We start from the raw sequence: 16,907 nt of genomic DNA, 5'->3' as shown, positions 1-16,907 counted from the left end.
AGAGAACGAAAAAAAGATAAAATTTCTTTAAAATTTCTCTTGAAAAATGTCAGAAATACGATATAATAATAAATGTCGCTGACAAAATCGTCTGGTGACGATGGCGAAGAGGCCACACCCGTTCCCATTCCGAACACGGAAGTTAAGCTCTTCAGCGCCGATGGTAGTTGGGACGCGAGTCCCTGTGAGAGTAGGACGTCGCCAGGCATTATAATTATTCCGCAGTAGCTCAGTGGTAGAGCATTCGGCTGTTAACCGAACGGTCGTAGGTTCGAATCCTACCTGCGGAGCCATAAATGGAGAGCTGTCCGAGAGGTCGAAGGAGCACGATTGGAAATCGTGTAGACGGTCAACGCTGTCTCAAGGGTTCGAATCCCTTGCTCTCCGCCATAATAACTCACAATAATTGGCCCCTTGGTCAAGCGGTTAAGACACCGCCCTTTCACGGCGGTAACACGGGTTCGAATCCCGTAGGGGTCACCATTTAATGTGGAGGATTAGCTCAGCTGGGAGAGCATCTGCCTTACAAGCAGAGGGTCGGCGGTTCGATCCCGTCATCCTCCACCATAAAAACTAGTATCACACTCACATTGGCGCGGGGTGGAGCAGTCTGGTAGCTCGTCGGGCTCATAACCCGAAGGTCGCAGGTTCAAATCCTGTCCCCGCAATAAATGGTCCGGTAGTTCAGTTGGTTAGAATGCCTGCCTGTCACGCAGGAGGTCGCGGGTTCGAGTCCCGTCCGGACCGCCATTTACATAATGAAGTTGGCTCAGTAGCTCAGTCGGTAGAGCAAAGGACTGAAAATCCTTGTGTCGGCGGTTCGATTCCGTCCTGAGCCACCATTATTAATTAAAATTTAACAGATAATGATTTTTCCTAAATATTATGCCGGTGTAGCTCAATTGGTAGAGCAACTGACTTGTAATCAGTAGGTTGGGGGTTCAAGTCCTCTTGCCGGCACTCTTAATATCGGAGGGGTAGCGAAGTGGCTAAACGCGGCGGACTGTAAATCCGCTCCTTCGGGTTCGGCAGTTCGAATCTGCCCCCCTCCACCATTCATTATAGGGGCATAGTTTAAAGGTAGAACAGAGGTCTCCAAAACCTCCAGTGTGGGTTCAATTCCTACTGCCCCTGCCAATAAATATGGCGATTGTGGCGAAGTGGTTAACGCATCGGATTGTGGTTCCGACATTCGTGGGTTCGATTCCCATCAGTCGCCCCATTTTTAGATTAAACTCGAATAATAGCTTATACTAACTAATAAATTTAATTGTTGGGCTATAGCCAAGTGGTAAGGCAACGGACTTTGACTCCGTCATTCGTAGGTTCGAATCCTGCTAGCCCAGCCAACTTAATGCGGAAGTAGTTCAGTGGTAGAACATCACCTTGCCAAGGTGAGGGTCGCGGGTTCGAGCCCCGTCTTCCGCTCCAACAAATTTGGCGGCATAGCCAAGTGGTAAGGCAGAGGTCTGCAAAACCTTTATCACCGGTTCAAATCCGGTTGCCGCCTCCAAAATCTTGCCGGTGTGGCGGAATTGGCAGACGCGCACGACTCAAAATCGTGTTCCGTGAGGAGTGTCGGTTCGACCCCGACCACCGGTATCATCAGATTAATTCTTGCCAAGATTAATCATTAAAAAGACTCCCAAATGTTGAATTAAAACATTTGGGAGTCTTTTTTTGTATAAGAGTAGCAAATCGAAATAGATACCGGAATCTTTATACATTCCCTTCAAATCCCTCCATCTATTACCATTGGACTATCTGAGATAATCTGTTAATATAGATTTAATTTAAATTAAGAACCTTTAAGAGCAGTCCAGAGAGGCTGACAAGGTGGGCGATACTTTGTTTGGAGAACGTATTTATACACATAATATATTATTGTGTGAATAATACGGTTATTTCTGACACCTTCCACTTGTCACTTTATGGCAAGTGGTTTTTTTTGCTCACCAAGACTAATAACTTGGGAGGAAACAAAATGCAATTAAAAGACAAAGATTTTTCATTTCAATCAGTACCTGAAGCAAAACGTAACAGCTTTCTGAAAATGCTTGTTGTTATGCTTGGCTTCACATTCTATTCAGCAAGTATGTGGGCTGGTGGATCATTAGGTGAAGGATTAACATTTATGCAGTTGATTGGTGTCATCTTATTAGGAAACCTTATATTAGGAGCATTTACCGGTGCATTAAGTTATATTGCAGCAAAAACAGGATTATCGACTCACTTACTGGCACAATATAGTTTTGGTGAAAAAGGAGCATATATCTCTTCATTCATGTTATCTGCAACCCAAGTCGGATGGTTTGGTGTAGGGCTAGGAATGTTTGCCTATCCGGTTTCTAAATTAACTGGCCTCCCACTGGTACCGATTGTCATCATTACAGGGATTTTAATGACAGCAACTGCTTATTTCGGTATGAAAGCTTTAACAATCTTAAGTTTTATCGCTGTACCGGCTATTGTGATTTTTGGATCAACGAGTGCAGGAATGGCCATTTCAGATATGGGAGGAATGGAAGCGCTCATTGCTTATAAACCTGAAACTTCATTAACATTAGCAGCAGCTTTAACGATTACAATCGGTTCATTCATTAGTGGTGGTACATTAACACCCGACTTTGCACGCTATGCAAAATCAGGAAAACATGCTGTAACAACAACTGTCATTGCCTTTTTCTTAGGAAATACATTAATGTTCCTATTTGGTGCGATTGGTGTAATAGCAACCGGTCACAATGATATTTCAGATGTAATGATTTCACAAGGCTTACTATTGCCGGCTGTTTTAGTGCTCGGATTAAACATTTGGACAACAAACGATAACTCCCTGTACGCATCTGGACTTGGTTTTGCAACCATGTTCAAGAAGCCAAAGGTATTTATGGTTATGATGAACGGTACGATTGGTACGGTATTTGCCATCGTACTTTATAACAATTTCACAAGCTGGCTGACATTCCTAGGATCCACTCTGCCGGCTATTGGATCAATTATTATTGTGGATTTCTTCTTTATCCAAAAAAGACAATATATTCAGTATGAGCAGGCAAACATTGCAAAAGTACATGTTCCAGCCATCATTGCATGGGCTGTTGGTGTCATCTCGGGGTTAACATTGCCGGGAATCGCTTCACTAAACACATTATTGATTACAGGAATTGTTTATGTAGTTGCTGTTAAGCTAATGAAAACAACAGTTGTTACGGTAAGGGAAGAGGAGGTAGGATGCTATTATGAAAAAGTGGGCTAATGCTGCAATCTTCGGAAGAGAAGGCCTTTGGGATTTACTAATAGAAAATGGTTCATTTTTAAAGATTGTTGAGGCAGGTACAGGTGAATTTGACAGCTGTGAAACAATTGATCTAAGTGGAAAGCTGGTTTGTGCGCCATTTATTGAACCTCATATTCATCTAGATACTACTTTAACGGCAGGCCAACCACGTTGGAATGAAAGTGGGACTTTATTTGAAGGTATTCAATGTTGGTCTGAACGCAAAGATTCCTTAATAAAAGAGGATGTAAAAGAGCGTGCAAAGAAAGCCCTTAGCTGGCAAATTGCTAACGGAATAGGTGCTGTGCGTACACATGTCGATACAACGGATCCTTCTTTAATAGCATTAGAAGCTATGCTTGAAGTGAAATCAGAAATGAAAGACTTTGTTGATTTACAAATTGTCGCTTTCCCGCAGGAAGGTCTAATATCTTATCCAAATGGGCTGGAACTGGTAGAGGAAGCCTTAAAAATGGGTGCTGATATTGTTGGGGGCATCCCTCACTTTGAATTTACGCGTGAAGACGGAGTTCAATCGGTTCGCGAGATTTTTAAATTGGCCATGAAATATGACAAGCCGATTGATATTCATTGTGATGAAATTGATGATGAGCAGTCTCGCCATGTGGAAGTTGTAGCACGTGAAACGATTATGAATGAGTACCAAGGTCGTGTTACAGCAAGTCATACGACGGCAATGGGCTCTTATAATGATACTTACACATATAAATTAATGCGTGTACTAGGACTTGCCGAATTGAACTTCGTAGCCAATCCATTAGTGAATATTCATCTGCAGGGGCGCTTTGATACGTATCCAAAACGCCGTGGCTTAACACGCGTAAAAGAGCTTGATCAAAATGGATTAAATGTTTGCTTCGGTCATGATGATATTATGGACCCTTGGTATCCAATCGGAAACGGGAATATGCTCCAAGTATTGCATATGGGCTTACATGCTTCACAGTTAATGGGCTATAGTGATATTGCAAACAGTTTACGTTTTGTGACTGGTAATAGTGCTAAAGCATTGAACCTTAAAAATTACGGTATTGCAGAAGGAAATCCAGCAAACTTCGTTGTGCTGAATGCGGAAGATGGTTACCATGCCCTTCGCCTGCAAGCAGAGGTTCTATACTCTGTTCGAAACGGTAAAGTGATTGCTGAAACGAAGCCCCGTGAGACGAATGTTTTTCTGCAAGGTCAAAAGAACATTACCTTTATGTAAGGAAAAGTGAAGACTATCATCAGTTAATGAACTGCCCCTGAAACGGTAGACACGGATTTACCTCTTCAGGGGATTTTTTGAGTGAATGTATATGATGAACAACGTATTGAAGCGGTTAAAAGATACATAAATGGCTCTGAAACATAAGAGAAAGTTCGAAAATGAAATTAAACACGGGAGTTATCAAAAAAAGAAATTTATATATGAAACGTAGTGCCATCTTCCGGATTGTGGAAAATCCTTGAAGAAGGTAGGTTAATCTTTATGTAATATAAAAAAGCCAAGGACAAATTCTTAGTCTATCCGAATATTGAGTGGGATGGATGGCTGAATTCTTTTTTGATTTGTATGATGGCTTTAGTTTTTTCTCCTTTTGTTACCTCAGATGATAAAGAACCAGGGCCTCCACTACGTTCATAAAAGACTTTCCCATCAACTTCTCTCTTTTTCTGACTATCCTCAAAATATATTTCAAATTTAACCTCATCATTTTCTGGTAATGTATTTTCATAATAGTAAATATATAATTCTTTCCTGCTTAGTTCGCTTTCAATTTTTATAAAAGCAACTACAGTGGGATATCCACCACTTCCTGTAGGTCCATAGGGGAAAAAGACTCCATAATCAAAATTCTTATCGATGATCTTAGAAATTTTCTTTCTAATTGAGATTGATTCATAGAAGTTATGTTTTTCATATCTTCCTTAATGAACGATTTTATAATTATATTTTATCAAAATGAAGGATTCTCTCGCATTAGAAAATGGAAAATAATAGTTTTAATGATGTTCGTAACTGAATTCAGATTAATTGACGATGAGTAAGGTATATGAATGTTGGACATTTACTCACTATCCGCATGATTAGTAGTAATCGAATGGAACGTTATTTACCGAGTTGTTTTTTTAATATTCAAAATATTAAAAAAGTAAGTTGACTTGTACAAACGAGTGGAATATGATGGTAAAAAATGAATACGCTTACAATAATAGAGCTTGTTTTAAAAGAGTAAAAGACTAAAGGAGGTTATAAATAACTTGTAATTTAAAGGATTGACTAGGTTCAAATGAGTATAAACCATAAAAATTGAGGTGTATAGAATGAGCGTGTTAAGTGCTGGTAAACGTAAGATAATGACTCTTGTTTTGGCATTAATACTGGTTTTGTCCTTTTCATTGGCTGGCTGTAGTTCAGGTGACTCCCCTTCTGATGCTAAAACAAAAGATGGAAAAGCTCAATATACCATGTGGACATTTGTACAAGTACATGCTGATTATTGGAAAGATGCAGCTGAAACCTGGAATAAAAATCATCCTGATGAACAAATTAATTTAAAAATAAATGTTCTTCCTTTTGATCAGATGAATCAAAAGTTACAGGTAGCATTAAATTCTGGTAATGGTGCTCCAGATATCGCGGACGTCGAGATTGGACAATTCGCTAAATATACGAAAACAAACAAGCCTCCATTTGAAGATATTACAAATGAAGTAGAACCATATAATGAAAACTTAGTAAAAGGACGCACAGATAATTATACGGTAGATGGCAAAGTCTATGGTCTGGATTATCATGTAGGGACAACTCTTGTTTATTACAATATGGATATCATGAAAAAAGCGGGGGTAGATCCATCCACTATTAAAACTTGGGATGACTATGTGGAAGCAGGGAAAGTGGTTAAAGAAAAGACGGGTATATATATGACTTCTGTAGAAACAAGTTCCCAATTTGTATATACGGCAATGGTTGCTCAACAGAAAGCAGATATGGTAAGAGATGATAAGTCTATTTTATCCGAGGAAGCCAGTGTAACTGCTGTACAAACTCTTCAAGATATGGTCTACAAACATAAAATTGCTAAAACGGCAGAAGGCGGCCATCAAGATGTTGAAGAATATTATGCAGCCTTTAATAAAGGTAAGTATGCTTCAGTGGTCATGCCAGCGTGGTATATGAGTCGTATGGTAAGCTTTATGCCTAAATTAAGCGGAAAAATAAAAATCCAGGGTTTACCAATATTTAAAGAGGGAGATCTCCGTTCGGCGGGACTTGGAGGAACAGCTACAGTTGTCACAAATCAAGCGCATGATAAAGATTTACTTAAGAAATTTGTAGTTGAATCCAAGGCCAGTGAAGAAGGATCTATTAAGACTTGGACAATACTTGGTTTTGATCCAATTCGATCAGATGTATGGCTGAGTCCTGAAATGGAAAAACCGAACAAATACACAGATTATTTCGGAACTGATATTTTTAAACAAATGGCAGTATTGAAGGATGAGGTAGGAACATTAAGTTTTACCCATAATAGTTATCCGATTATTATTGATGAGTTACTCACGAATGGTATGCCAAAAATGATGACTAAACAGGCGGACGTACAAAAAACTTTGGATGCTGTTGATAAATCTGCCAATAAACGAATTAAAGCAGGTAAATAATGTTTGTAATCTAACAAATTAAGGAGGGAACATTCTCTTCTTAATTTGTTGGATAACATTTTTGTATGAAGAGGGATAAGGGGGAATGAAGATGACGAACGATATTACGGCACAAATAAGTCCAAAGAGCAAAAATCCATTAAAAAGAGAAAAAAAGAAAATAAATATGCAGAAGGTAGCTCCATATCTATTTGTTTCCCCGTTTATTATTGTATTTTTAGTGTTTTCTTTATACCCTTTTATAAATTCGATTATTATGAGTTTCCAAAGAATCTCAGGTTTCGATGAAACGACATTTATAGGTTTAGAGAATTATAAGCGGTTGTTTACAGACCCTGTATTCTACAAAGCTTTATGGAACGTTACCAGGTATACATTTTGGACTATTTTAATTTTAATTCCATTACCACTCTTGCTGGCTATAGTGATGAATAATAAAAATACTAAATATAAATATTTTTTTAGATCAATCTTCTTTATACCAGTATTAACATCTACGGTAATTGTAGGGCTGGTATTTAAATTTGCTTTCAGCAAAGAACCTACTGGAGTATTCAACAGTTGGCTTAGTTACCTTAACATAGGTCCGATTGATTGGCTTAATAATTCAGGGACAGCTATGTTTGCACTTGTAATAGTATGTGTGTGGAGATGGCTTGGTGTAAATATGATTTATTTTTTATCTGGGTTACAAAATATCCCACGGGAGTTGTATGAATGCGCTGAAATTGATGGCGCAAGTAAATGGGATAAATTTAAAAGTATAACATTGCCAATGATTAAACCAATTACTACTTATGTTTTAACTATATCTATACTCGCAGGCTTTTCATTATTTAATGAAACTTATGTGTATTGGGGAGCACAGTCTCCAGATAATATTGGAACAACTTTCTTAACATATATTTACAAAACAGCCTTTAGCGATGGGGATTTCGGGTATGCATGTACGCTTGGAGTAATAATGTTTGTGATTGTGGTTGCAATAAATTTGATTCAAGTTTCAGTAAGAGGCTTATTTAAGGAGGATTAATGATGAAGGCCAAAAAAAGAGTATCAACCTTGATCACAACCCTAATACTTAGTGTTATCGGATTTATTATACTGATTCCTTTTTGGTTTATGTTAGTCTCCTCCTTTAAAGAATCCTCAGATATTTTTGCACAGGGTTTAAATATACATATAGATTTATCCAGTATCAACTTTAGTAACTATGGAAAATTGTTTACTAATAATAATGGTATATTTCTATCCTGGTTTAAAAATAGTGCACTAATAACAATTATACAAACAGTTTTAGTACTGATTTTTTGTTCAATGGTAGGTTATGGTTTGGCGCAATATCGTTTTAGAGGCCGAAATTTTATTTTTATGCTTGTCTTGATTATGTTGATGGTTCCGGGTGATATTTTATTAATTCCGTTATATAAGCTAGTTACAAATTTAGGCTTAATGGATACTTACGCAGGGGTGATATTACCAGGAATAGTTCCGCCTGCTACAGTGTTTTTCTTTAGGCAATATGCAATTGGGATTCCAAATGATTATGCTGAGGCCGCTAGAATAGATGGGGCGGGAGAATTTCGTATTTTCTCGCAAATATATGTACCGATGATGAAACCGGCTTTTGGAGCAATGACTATTATGACTTCCATGGGAGCTTGGAATAATTTTCTTTGGCCATTGATTGTTATGAGGTCAGATGAGAATTTGGTTATACCTGCAGGGTTATTAACTGCAATGACACCATATGGTAATAACTATGATATCGTCTTTTCGGGCTCGATCATGTCTATTATTCCTATACTTATATTATTCTTATTCAATCAAAAATCTTTTATATCAGGAATGACTGTTGGTGGGGTAAAAGGTTGATAGTGTCAGTAAATGAGGTGTTTTTTGATGGCAAATAAAAGCTTTTTAATCAAAACTACAAATATTGTCTGGAGTTTATTTGTGGTAGGTATTTGTGCTTTGTTAACGAGTGGTATTCTGATTTTTTTATTGCTATTTGTAAAATTCCACTTAATTACACTTCCCTTATATTTAATTGCTTTTTTGTTAATTGGCCCAACAATGGGGGCGATATTCCAAACTATTTTTAAAATGCTTTTTGAAACTGAAATTAGGGTCGTGAGAAAATATTTCTATTACTATAAGAAAGATTTCAAAGATTCCTTAAAACTATGGATTCCATACAGTGTATTAATACTGATTTTGTGTGCAGATATTGATTTTCTGGCCTCCAACGAAAAAGGCGCATATTTGTTACCTATGTTATTTTTAATCCTTCTTTTATCAATGATTAGTTATGTCTATTCACTCATTCTATATAGCCGCTTCATTATCAGGATGAGAGACATTATAAAATACTCCCTTTATTTAGTCATCAATCGCCCGGTACAATCTTTATCTATTGTTATATTAATCTTTATCCTGTATCAATCGTTTAAATATTTTGGCAACTTTGCGATATTTTGGGGAGTCCCGATGTTTGCAGCGTGTACTGTCTTGTTAGTGAGAAATGTGTTACTACAGATTGAAATGAAATATGTTCAATAAATAGATTGAAGAATACTATCATGCATATTACAGAAATCTGTTGAAGAAATATGGCTCTTAGTGAGGGATTCGGCAATTTATGAATGTGAGTTAAAAGTGAAATGATCCGATCTATCGTTTAAAACCAGAAAGCATTTAGAAATTGGAGGAGGATTGAGCGAATACGAAAATTATCACAACTGACATTTCATGTCGATCGTTACGGTAGAGATTGAAAGAGGTGAAAGAATGAATAGGAGAAATATTTGAAAAGCTGTTCAGGAAGTATCAAAGTCAGTGAAGATCATATTCAATCTTTAATTAAGGAAGCAGATTTAAATAAGTTCAATATTGTATCCGATGAATTATATAAAGCAAGGGTAGAAATATGCAAACAATGTTCTTCTTTTCAATATGGGACAACCTGTTCTTACAGCCGGTCAATCATTCATTATCAAGCGAAATTTAAAAGTCAGACTTGTCCGTACCCAAGGGAATCAAAATGGGCAATGATAACGATCTGATTTGAACATATTGTACTTATATAAGTTAGGCTAGTACAAACAAAATGGAGGGATTGTAAATGGCAGCCAATAAAGCAAAAATGATTCTAGAGAAAGATTTTAAAATCGCTGAAATTGATAATCGTATATATGGTTCATTTATTGAACATTTAGGCAGAGCTGTATATGGAGGTATTTATGAGCCTACTCATCCTCAGGCAGATGAAAATGGCTTTAGAAAGGATGTTCTAGAATTAGTAAAAGAACTAAAAGTGCCGTTAGTCCGATATCCTGGAGGGAATTTTGTCTCCGGCTATAATTGGGAGGATGGTGTGGGTCCTAAAGAAAAACGCCCAAACCGCTTAGATCTTGCATGGAGTACTACAGAAACAAATGAAATGGGTACCAATGAATTTATGAAATGGGCTAAATTGGTGAATGCAGATGTAAATATGGCTGTTAATTTAGGTACGAGGGGAATTGATGCAGCTAGAAATTTAGTGGAATATTGCAATCATCCTGGAGGCTCTTATTATAGTGATTTGCGCATCTCGCATGGTGTAAAAGAACCCTATAATATAAAGACATGGTGTCTTGGCAATGAAATGGATGGTCCTTGGCAAATTGGACATAAGACCGCTGCTGAATATGGAAGAATAGCTCAGGAAGCAGCAAAGGTGATGAAGTGGGTAGATCCAAGCATCGAATTGGTAGCATGTGGAAGTTCGCATAGAGCGATGCCTACATTTGCTGATTGGGAAGCAACGGTATTAGATTATACATATGACCATGTTGATTTCATCTCTCTTCATCAGTATTATGGGAATCGAGACAATGACCTATCCAATTATTTAGCTTTATCTTTAGAAATGGATGATTTCATAAAATCAGTTGTCGCCATTGCTGATTATATTAAGGCGAAAAAACGTGGTAAGAAAACTATAAATCTATCTTTTGACGAATGGAACGTTTGGTATCACAGTAATGAGCAGGATAAACAGATTGAACCTTGGAGTATTGCTCCTCCTCAATTAGAGGATATATATACTTTTGAAGATGCGCTCTTAGTTGGATGCATGTTGATTACGTTGCTGAAGCATGCGGATCGAGTTAAAATTGCCTGTCTTGCGCAGTTAGTGAATGTCATTGCGCCGATTATGACAGAAAATAACGGACCTGCTTGGAAGCAAACTATATTCTATCCTTATATGCATACTTCCGTTTATGGACGGGGTATTTCGTTAAATCCGATTATTACTAGTGATAAATACGATAGTAAAGATTTTACGGACGTTCCATATTTAGAGTCTACAGCGGTTTATAATGATGAGGAAGATACATTAACTATTTTTGCGGTTAATCGTCATCTTGAAGAAGTTTTGGAGCTAGAGGTAGATATACGTAATTTTAATGAATATGAAGTAATCGAGCATATTGTTCTAGAAAATGAAAATATTAAACAAACCAATTCAGCACATAAAGAGACAGTAAAACCACATTCCAATGGGAATGCAAAATGTGAGAATGGTAAGGTAATAACCATTCTGCCGAACTTGTCATGGAACGTAATTCGTTTAGCAAAACAGAGATAATTATAAGTATGGCATATTTTTTTAATATAATAGAAAATATGCCTGCTTATCTAGTATTATTTGAAGCAAGTAAGTACTTTATAGCTGTTCACCAATTGAGTGAGAGTTGTGGATTTAAAACAAGATCGATAGAAGAAAGAAGTATTTCTACATTTTCTCAATTAGACAGCTAATTTTGTTGTATACTTTGTTTATCTATTAGACAAACAAAGTATAAAGTGCTACAATGCTAATTAATACAGGTTGCAGATTAAGAATTTAGAGACTCATATTTTGTAAGCATTTACATAAACGATCTGAAACCTAAAAAATTTGGGAGGCATGCCACAATGGCTTATTTCGAAACTGTTAATAAAATCCAATATGAAGGCGCTTCATCTAAAAATCCTTTAGCATTTAAGTATTATAATCCAGAAGAAATGATAAATGGAAAAACAATGGAAGATATTCTCCGATTCTCAGTTACCTATTGGCACACGTTCACAGCAGATGGAACAGATCCATTTGGTGTTGGTACAGCGATTCGCCCATGGAATAATCTCAAAGGTTTAGATTTAGCAAAAGCCCGTGTGGAAGCGGCATTTGAACTCTTTGAAAAATTAAATGTTCCTTATTTTGCTTTCCATGATGTAGATATCGCTCCAGAAGGAAGCACATTAAAAGAAACAAATGAAAATCAGGATATTATCGTAGCAATGATTCAGGAATACATGAAAACAAGTAAAACAAAGTTGCTTTGGAATACAGCAAATATGTTCACAAATCCTCGTTATGTACATGGTGCTGCCACTTCTCCAAATGCTGATGTATTTGCCTATTCAGCTGCGAAAGTAAAAAAAGGCTTAGAAGTAGCGAAGGAACTTGGCGCTGAAAACTATGTGTTTTGGGGCGGTCGTGAAGGCTACGAAACACTCCTAAATACGGACATGAAGCTTGAACAAGATAACTTGGCTCGCTTCTTCCATATGGCAGTTGACTATGCGAAAGAAATAGGTTTGAATGTTCCTTTCTTGATTGAGCCAAAACCTAAAGAACCTACAAAACACCAATATGATTTTGATGTGGCGACTAGTATGGCTTTCTTGCAAAAATATGATCTGACAGATTATTTCAAGTTCAATATTGAAGCTAACCATGCAACTCTTGCTGGCCATACATTTGAGCATGAGTTAAGAACAGCTCGTATCAATGGAATGCTTGGATCAGTGGATGCAAACCAGGGGGATACACTCCTTGGATGGGATACAGATGAATTTCCGACTGATCTTTATTCTAATACATTAGCAATGTATGAAATATTGAAAAATGGAGGTTTAGGCAAAGGTGGTTTAAACTTCGATGCAAAAGTACGACGGGGTTCATTTGAGCCAGAGGATCTTTTTCATGCCCACATCGCTGGTATGGATGCATTTGCTATTGGATTAAAAGTAGCAAACAGGCTTATTGAAGATAAAGCTTTAGATAGCTTTGTTGAAGAACGCTATAGCAGCTATCAAGAAGGGATTGGCTTAGATATCGTTGAGGGCAGAACCAACTTCCGTGAATTAGAAAAGTACGCTCTTCAATTAACTGAAATTAAGAACACATCTGGAAGAACAGAGCGCCTTAAAGCTATCATCAACCAATATTTATTAGAAACACTATCAAGTGTACACGTTTAATCTATTAATCATACAAAGTGCTGGAAGCCTTTCCTCCAGCACTTTTTTTAGAAAAGGATGATAAGGATGAAATATGTTATTGGTGTAGACCTCGGAACAAGTGCAGTGAAAATCTTACTAGTGAATCAGCATGGAGACGTATGTATGGAAGTAGCAAAGTCATATCCGCTTATTATTGAAAAATCTAGTTACAGTGAACAAAACCCAGAAGAATGGGTTGAAAAAACGACAGCAGGAATAGCGGAATTAATTCACCAGTTCGATGGGGATATAAATGATATAGAGGGGATCAGTTTCTCGGGTCAGATGCATGGTTTAGTTTTACTAGATGAAGATAATCAAGTCTTAAGAAATGCGATTTTATGGAATGACACGAGAACGACAAGGCAATGCCAGGAAATATGCGATGTTATGGGAAGTAAACGTTTATTAGAAGTAACGAAAAACCCTGCGTTAGAGGGCTTTACCTTGCCTAAAATCCTCTGGGTAAAAGAAAATGAACCAGATATTTTCAAGCGTGCAAGATTGTTTGTGCTCCCAAAGGATTATTTACGCTACCGCCTAACCGGAAACATTCATATGGACTACTCCGATGCTGCAGGAACGCTATTACTAAATGTGGCGGAACGGGAATGGAGCAAGGAAGTATTGGCGGCATTTGGTCTATCCTCTGATTTTTGCCCGCCATTAGTGGAATCACATGATTTTGTAGGTACAGTAACAGCTGAATTTGCCCAAAAAACAGGATTGACTGAAGCGGTAAAAGTGTTTGCAGGCGGAGCTGATAATGCATGCGGTGCGATTGGTTCCGGAATTTTAACACCAGGAAAAACGTTAGCAAGCATTGGTACCTCTGGTGTCGTACTATCTTATGAAGAAAGAAATGACCTAGATTTTAATGGGAAAGTTCATTATTTTAATCATGGTGAAGAAAATGCTTACTATACAATGGGTGTGACGCTTGCGGCTGGCTATAGCTTAAGCTGGTTTAAGGAAACGTTCGCGAAGCAAGAAGATTTTGATCAAGTTTTGGCTGGAGTGGAAGAAGTACCTGCAGGCAGCAATGGTCTATTATTTACCCCATATATTGTCGGTGAAAGAACACCACATGCAGATTCCACTATTCGCGGTAGCTTTATTGGCATTGATGCATCTCTTGATCGGAAATATTTTGCCCGCGCGGTTCTGGAAGGGATAACGTTCTCTCTAAACGAATCAATTGAAATTTTCAGGGAAAATGGTAAGACAATTAATTCAATAATCTCTATTGGCGGCGGTGCCAAAAATGACACATGGCTGCAGATGCAAGCGGATATTTTTAATACGAAAATTGAAAGACTGACAAGCGAGCAAGGTCCAGGAATGGGAGCGGCGATGCTTGCAGCGTATGGATGCGGTTGGTTTGCTTCATTAAACGAATGTGCCAATCATTTTATTCAAGTTGCAAAATCCTATGATCCGATTCAAGAAAATGTCGAGACGTATAAGCGATTATTTAAGGTATATCAACAGGTATATACTCAAACGAAGGGGCTTAATGAGCAACTTGAAGAATATAGAAAATAATTAATGGTAATGGTGTTATTTGGGTTTTGAAGTGCCAAAGGTGATGTTGTAATCCTTTTCTAACTGCTAGTAAAAAGTAAATAATATTCGTAAAATAAGTCGGACTATTAAATCTGACTTATTTTTTTGATTAATAGGTCAGATTTTTTTGTAATGAGAGAGAAAGTTCTAACCGTTACTAAATTTTTATAGGTCCCTCAATATTCTGTTAATGAGAGAAATAAATGAGTTCGATTATATTCCACGTGTACTTGTGGAATACTTTTTATATGGTTTTAGCAGTTTATTAGGAGGATCTTGATGGATGAACTAAAAAAGGAAAGTCATCAATTGGAGAAAATAAGTCCGTTTGAGTTAAAAGATAAGCTCATTGATCTTGCAAAAGGAAAAATGAGAATCACTAGAACTATGCTGGATGCAGGACGGGGGAATCCTAATTGGATTGCAGCGACACCTCGAGAAGCGTTTTTTGCTTTAGGGCAATTCGCTGTTACAGAATCGAGGCAAGTATGGGATGATGGCAATTTAGCGGGGATGCCAAGTCGGATAGGAATTGCAGAACGTTTTAATAAATATGTTGAGGCCAATCAGCAAGTTCCAGGAATTCATTTGCTGAAAGAAATTATTCAATACGGTATCAAAAATAAACAGTTTGAGCCAGATACATGGGTCTATGAATTAGTAGATGGAATTATTGGTGATAATTACCCGATTCCGGATCGAATGCTTGTTAGAACTGAACAGGTTGTACATGATTTTTTAATTAAAGAGCTATGTAATGGTGATTCGTCGGCTGGTCCGTTTGATTTATTTGCTGTTGAAGGAGCAACGGCAGCGATGTGTTATATATTTGATACGTTATTTAAAAATTATTTGCTGCCCAAAGGATCTAAAATTGCGGTGATGGTTCCAATTTTTCCGCCTTATATAGAGATTCCAGAGCTTCCTAACAATGATTACGAACTTGTGAAAATTGAAGCAACCGAATTAAACAATGAAGGACAGCATACATGGCAATACCCTGATGAAGAAATAGAAAAATTAAAAGATACGGACATTAAAGCACTTTTTTTAGTAAATCCGAGCAATCCGCCTTCAGTTTCTTTGGAAAAGAAATCCACAGAAAAAATCATACAAATCGTGAAACAAGATAATCCAAATCTTATGATAATTTCAGATGATGTATATGGTACTTTTGTTGAAGGGTTCCGTTCCTTAATGGTGGATTTACCATTCAATACAATTGGGGTCTATTCATTTTCTAAATATTTTGGTGTGACAGGCTGGCGATTAGGGACGATTTCCATAAATCGATCCAATGTCTTTGATAAATTAGTCGATGATTTACCAGAAGAAACGAAGGAGGTTCTACATAAAAGATACGCTTCGCTTACACGGAATCCAGAAAGTCTTACGTTTATCGATCGAATAGTTGCAGATAGCAGAGCCGTTGCGATGAATCACACAGCTGGATTATCGACACCGCAACAAGTACAAATGGCTTTATTTTCAATTTTTGCAATGCTCGATACCAATAATGAATACAAGAAAAAAACTATGGACATTTTACACCGGAGGATGAATTTATTATACAAAGGTCTCGGTTTACCTAAGAAACATTTGCCTAATGATGCAGATTATTATACAGAAATCGATTTGGAAATCTGGTGTAATCATCACTTTGATAAAGGGTTCACCGATTACCTGAAAAAGAATTATAACCCGGTTGATATTTTATATCGCCTAGCAGAAAACTCATCGATTGTATTATTAAGCGGCGAAGGATTTTCAGCACCAGTATGGTCCATTCGTGTATCTCTTGCTAATCTAAATGATGAAGACTACTTACAAATTGGCCAAGAACTAAAAAATGTACTAGAAAATTATGTGATGGAATGGAAAAAGAAAATGGGCCATATTTAAATTTAAGTGCCTAATTCCAGAGATTTTACTAATGCTATTTAGGTATCATCAGACGGAATATAATTATTCCTGTATAATAATGGTCGAGGCTTTGCTACGAAATTATGTAGCAAGGCTTTTTAAGTTATTTAATATTCTGTCATTTCATTGCTACTATTTATTATTGATA

General features: G+C 37.2%; 11 protein-coding genes, 15 tRNA genes and 1 rRNA gene. All 27 read left to right on the top strand.

Annotation, left to right across the window (positions count from 1 at the left end):
- Positions 1–90: 90 nt before the first annotated feature.
- The 27 genes from rrf to aspD all read left to right on the top strand — a co-directional run bounded on the left by rrf (position 91) and on the right by aspD (position 16,738).
- Positions 91–207, top strand: a 5S ribosomal RNA gene (rrf, locus tag A8L44_RS05555).
- An 11-nt stretch (positions 208–218) separates the two neighbouring features.
- Positions 219–293 (top strand) — tRNA-Asn (locus tag A8L44_RS05550).
- 5 nt (positions 294–298) lie between these two features.
- Positions 299–390 (top strand) — tRNA-Ser (locus tag A8L44_RS05545).
- 18 nt (positions 391–408) lie between these two features.
- Positions 409–483, top strand: a tRNA-Glu gene (locus tag A8L44_RS05540).
- 8 nt (positions 484–491) lie between these two features.
- Positions 492–567, top strand: a tRNA-Val gene (locus A8L44_RS05535).
- 27 nt (positions 568–594) lie between these two features.
- Positions 595–668, top strand: a tRNA-Met gene (locus A8L44_RS05530).
- Positions 669–673: 5 nt separating this feature from the next.
- Positions 674–750: transfer RNA gene (locus tag A8L44_RS05525), tRNA-Asp, on the top strand.
- A gap of 16 nt (positions 751–766) precedes the next feature.
- Positions 767–842: transfer RNA gene (locus A8L44_RS05520), tRNA-Phe, on the top strand.
- A gap of 45 nt (positions 843–887) precedes the next feature.
- Positions 888–960: transfer RNA gene (locus A8L44_RS05515), tRNA-Thr, on the top strand.
- 11 nt (positions 961–971) lie between these two features.
- Positions 972–1,055 (top strand) — tRNA-Tyr (locus tag A8L44_RS05510).
- Between the two features lie 8 nt (positions 1,056–1,063).
- A tRNA-Trp gene (locus tag A8L44_RS05505) sits at positions 1,064–1,137 on the top strand.
- 9 nt (positions 1,138–1,146) lie between these two features.
- Positions 1,147–1,222, top strand: a tRNA-His gene (locus tag A8L44_RS05500).
- A gap of 52 nt (positions 1,223–1,274) precedes the next feature.
- Positions 1,275–1,349 (top strand) — tRNA-Gln (locus A8L44_RS05495).
- Positions 1,350–1,356: 7 nt separating this feature from the next.
- Positions 1,357–1,431, top strand: a tRNA-Gly gene (locus A8L44_RS05490).
- Positions 1,432–1,439: 8 nt separating this feature from the next.
- Positions 1,440–1,513 (top strand) — tRNA-Cys (locus A8L44_RS05485).
- Positions 1,514–1,520: 7 nt separating this feature from the next.
- Positions 1,521–1,602: transfer RNA gene (locus A8L44_RS05480), tRNA-Leu, on the top strand.
- 382 nt (positions 1,603–1,984) lie between these two features.
- Positions 1,985–3,259 carry a cytosine permease gene (gene codB, locus A8L44_RS05475; RefSeq protein WP_066102859.1) on the top strand — a complete coding sequence of 425 codons (1,275 nt, stop codon included), beginning with the start codon at positions 1,985–1,987 and terminating at the stop codon, positions 3,257–3,259.
- Positions 3,243–4,508 (top strand): cytosine deaminase, encoded by a 1,266-nt coding sequence (codA, locus tag A8L44_RS05470; RefSeq protein WP_066102856.1) that lies wholly within the window; start codon positions 3,243–3,245, stop codon positions 4,506–4,508. Before codB ends, codA begins: the two co-directional genes overlap by 17 nt.
- Before the next feature lie 1,100 nt (positions 4,509–5,608).
- Positions 5,609–6,952: an ABC transporter substrate-binding protein gene (locus A8L44_RS05465; RefSeq protein WP_066102853.1), complete on the top strand. Its 1,344-nt coding sequence runs from the start codon at positions 5,609–5,611 to the stop codon at positions 6,950–6,952.
- Between the two features lie 91 nt (positions 6,953–7,043).
- Positions 7,044–7,985 (top strand): carbohydrate ABC transporter permease, encoded by a 942-nt coding sequence (locus tag A8L44_RS05460; RefSeq protein WP_217491074.1) that lies wholly within the window; start codon positions 7,044–7,046, stop codon positions 7,983–7,985.
- Positions 7,985–8,827 carry a carbohydrate ABC transporter permease gene (locus A8L44_RS05455; protein WP_066102847.1) on the top strand — a complete coding sequence of 281 codons (843 nt, stop codon included), beginning with the start codon at positions 7,985–7,987 and terminating at the stop codon, positions 8,825–8,827. Before A8L44_RS05460 ends, A8L44_RS05455 begins: the two co-directional genes overlap by 1 nt.
- 27 nt (positions 8,828–8,854) lie before the next feature.
- Complete coding sequence (locus A8L44_RS05450) at positions 8,855–9,514, top strand: DUF624 domain-containing protein (protein WP_066102844.1); 660 nt, start codon at positions 8,855–8,857, stop codon at positions 9,512–9,514.
- Between the two features lie 245 nt (positions 9,515–9,759).
- A complete protein-coding gene (locus A8L44_RS05445; protein ID WP_066102841.1) occupies positions 9,760–10,017 on the top strand; it encodes a hypothetical protein in 258 nt (85 codons plus the stop codon).
- 59 nt (positions 10,018–10,076) lie between these two features.
- Positions 10,077–11,588 (top strand): arabinosylfuranosidase ArfA, encoded by a 1,512-nt coding sequence (gene arfA, locus A8L44_RS05440; protein WP_066102838.1) that lies wholly within the window; start codon positions 10,077–10,079, stop codon positions 11,586–11,588.
- 329 nt (positions 11,589–11,917) lie between these two features.
- Positions 11,918–13,249 carry a xylose isomerase gene (xylA, locus tag A8L44_RS05435; protein WP_066102834.1) on the top strand — a complete coding sequence of 444 codons (1,332 nt, stop codon included), beginning with the start codon at positions 11,918–11,920 and terminating at the stop codon, positions 13,247–13,249.
- A 66-nt stretch (positions 13,250–13,315) separates the two neighbouring features.
- Positions 13,316–14,815: a xylulokinase gene (xylB, locus tag A8L44_RS05430; protein ID WP_066102831.1), complete on the top strand. Its 1,500-nt coding sequence runs from the start codon at positions 13,316–13,318 to the stop codon at positions 14,813–14,815.
- 300 nt (positions 14,816–15,115) lie between these two features.
- A complete protein-coding gene (gene aspD / locus A8L44_RS05425; RefSeq protein ID WP_066102826.1) occupies positions 15,116–16,738 on the top strand; it encodes an aspartate 4-decarboxylase in 1,623 nt (540 codons plus the stop codon).
- Positions 16,739–16,907: the final 169 nt, after the last annotated feature.

Origin of the sequence: Bacillus sp. FJAT-27986, assembly GCF_001685035.1 — a bacterium.
Lineage (GTDB): Bacteria > Bacillota > Bacilli > Bacillales > Pradoshiaceae > Pradoshia.
Note: the sequence above shows the minus strand (reverse complement) of the source record. Positions and strands in the feature narration are given on the sequence as shown.

Excerpts from the sequence above, each read along its gene's own strand:
- A8L44_RS05455 (WP_066102847.1), top strand. The coding sequence starts at position 7,985 with ATGATGAAGGCCAAAAAAAGAGTATCAACCTTGATCACAACCCTAATA.
- xylA (WP_066102834.1), top strand. The coding sequence starts at position 11,918 with ATGGCTTATTTCGAAACTGTTAATAAAATCCAATATGAAGGCGCTTCA.
- A8L44_RS05460 (WP_217491074.1), top strand. The coding sequence starts at position 7,044 with ATGACGAACGATATTACGGCACAAATAAGTCCAAAGAGCAAAAATCCA.
- A8L44_RS05465 (WP_066102853.1), top strand. The coding sequence starts at position 5,609 with ATGAGCGTGTTAAGTGCTGGTAAACGTAAGATAATGACTCTTGTTTTG.
- codA (WP_066102856.1), top strand. The coding sequence starts at position 3,243 with ATGAAAAAGTGGGCTAATGCTGCAATCTTCGGAAGAGAAGGCCTTTGG.
- aspD (WP_066102826.1), top strand. The coding sequence starts at position 15,116 with ATGGATGAACTAAAAAAGGAAAGTCATCAATTGGAGAAAATAAGTCCG.
- codB (WP_066102859.1), top strand. The coding sequence starts at position 1,985 with ATGCAATTAAAAGACAAAGATTTTTCATTTCAATCAGTACCTGAAGCA.
- A8L44_RS05450 (WP_066102844.1), top strand. The coding sequence starts at position 8,855 with ATGGCAAATAAAAGCTTTTTAATCAAAACTACAAATATTGTCTGGAGT.
- xylB (WP_066102831.1), top strand. The coding sequence starts at position 13,316 with ATGAAATATGTTATTGGTGTAGACCTCGGAACAAGTGCAGTGAAAATC.
- arfA (WP_066102838.1), top strand. The coding sequence starts at position 10,077 with ATGGCAGCCAATAAAGCAAAAATGATTCTAGAGAAAGATTTTAAAATC.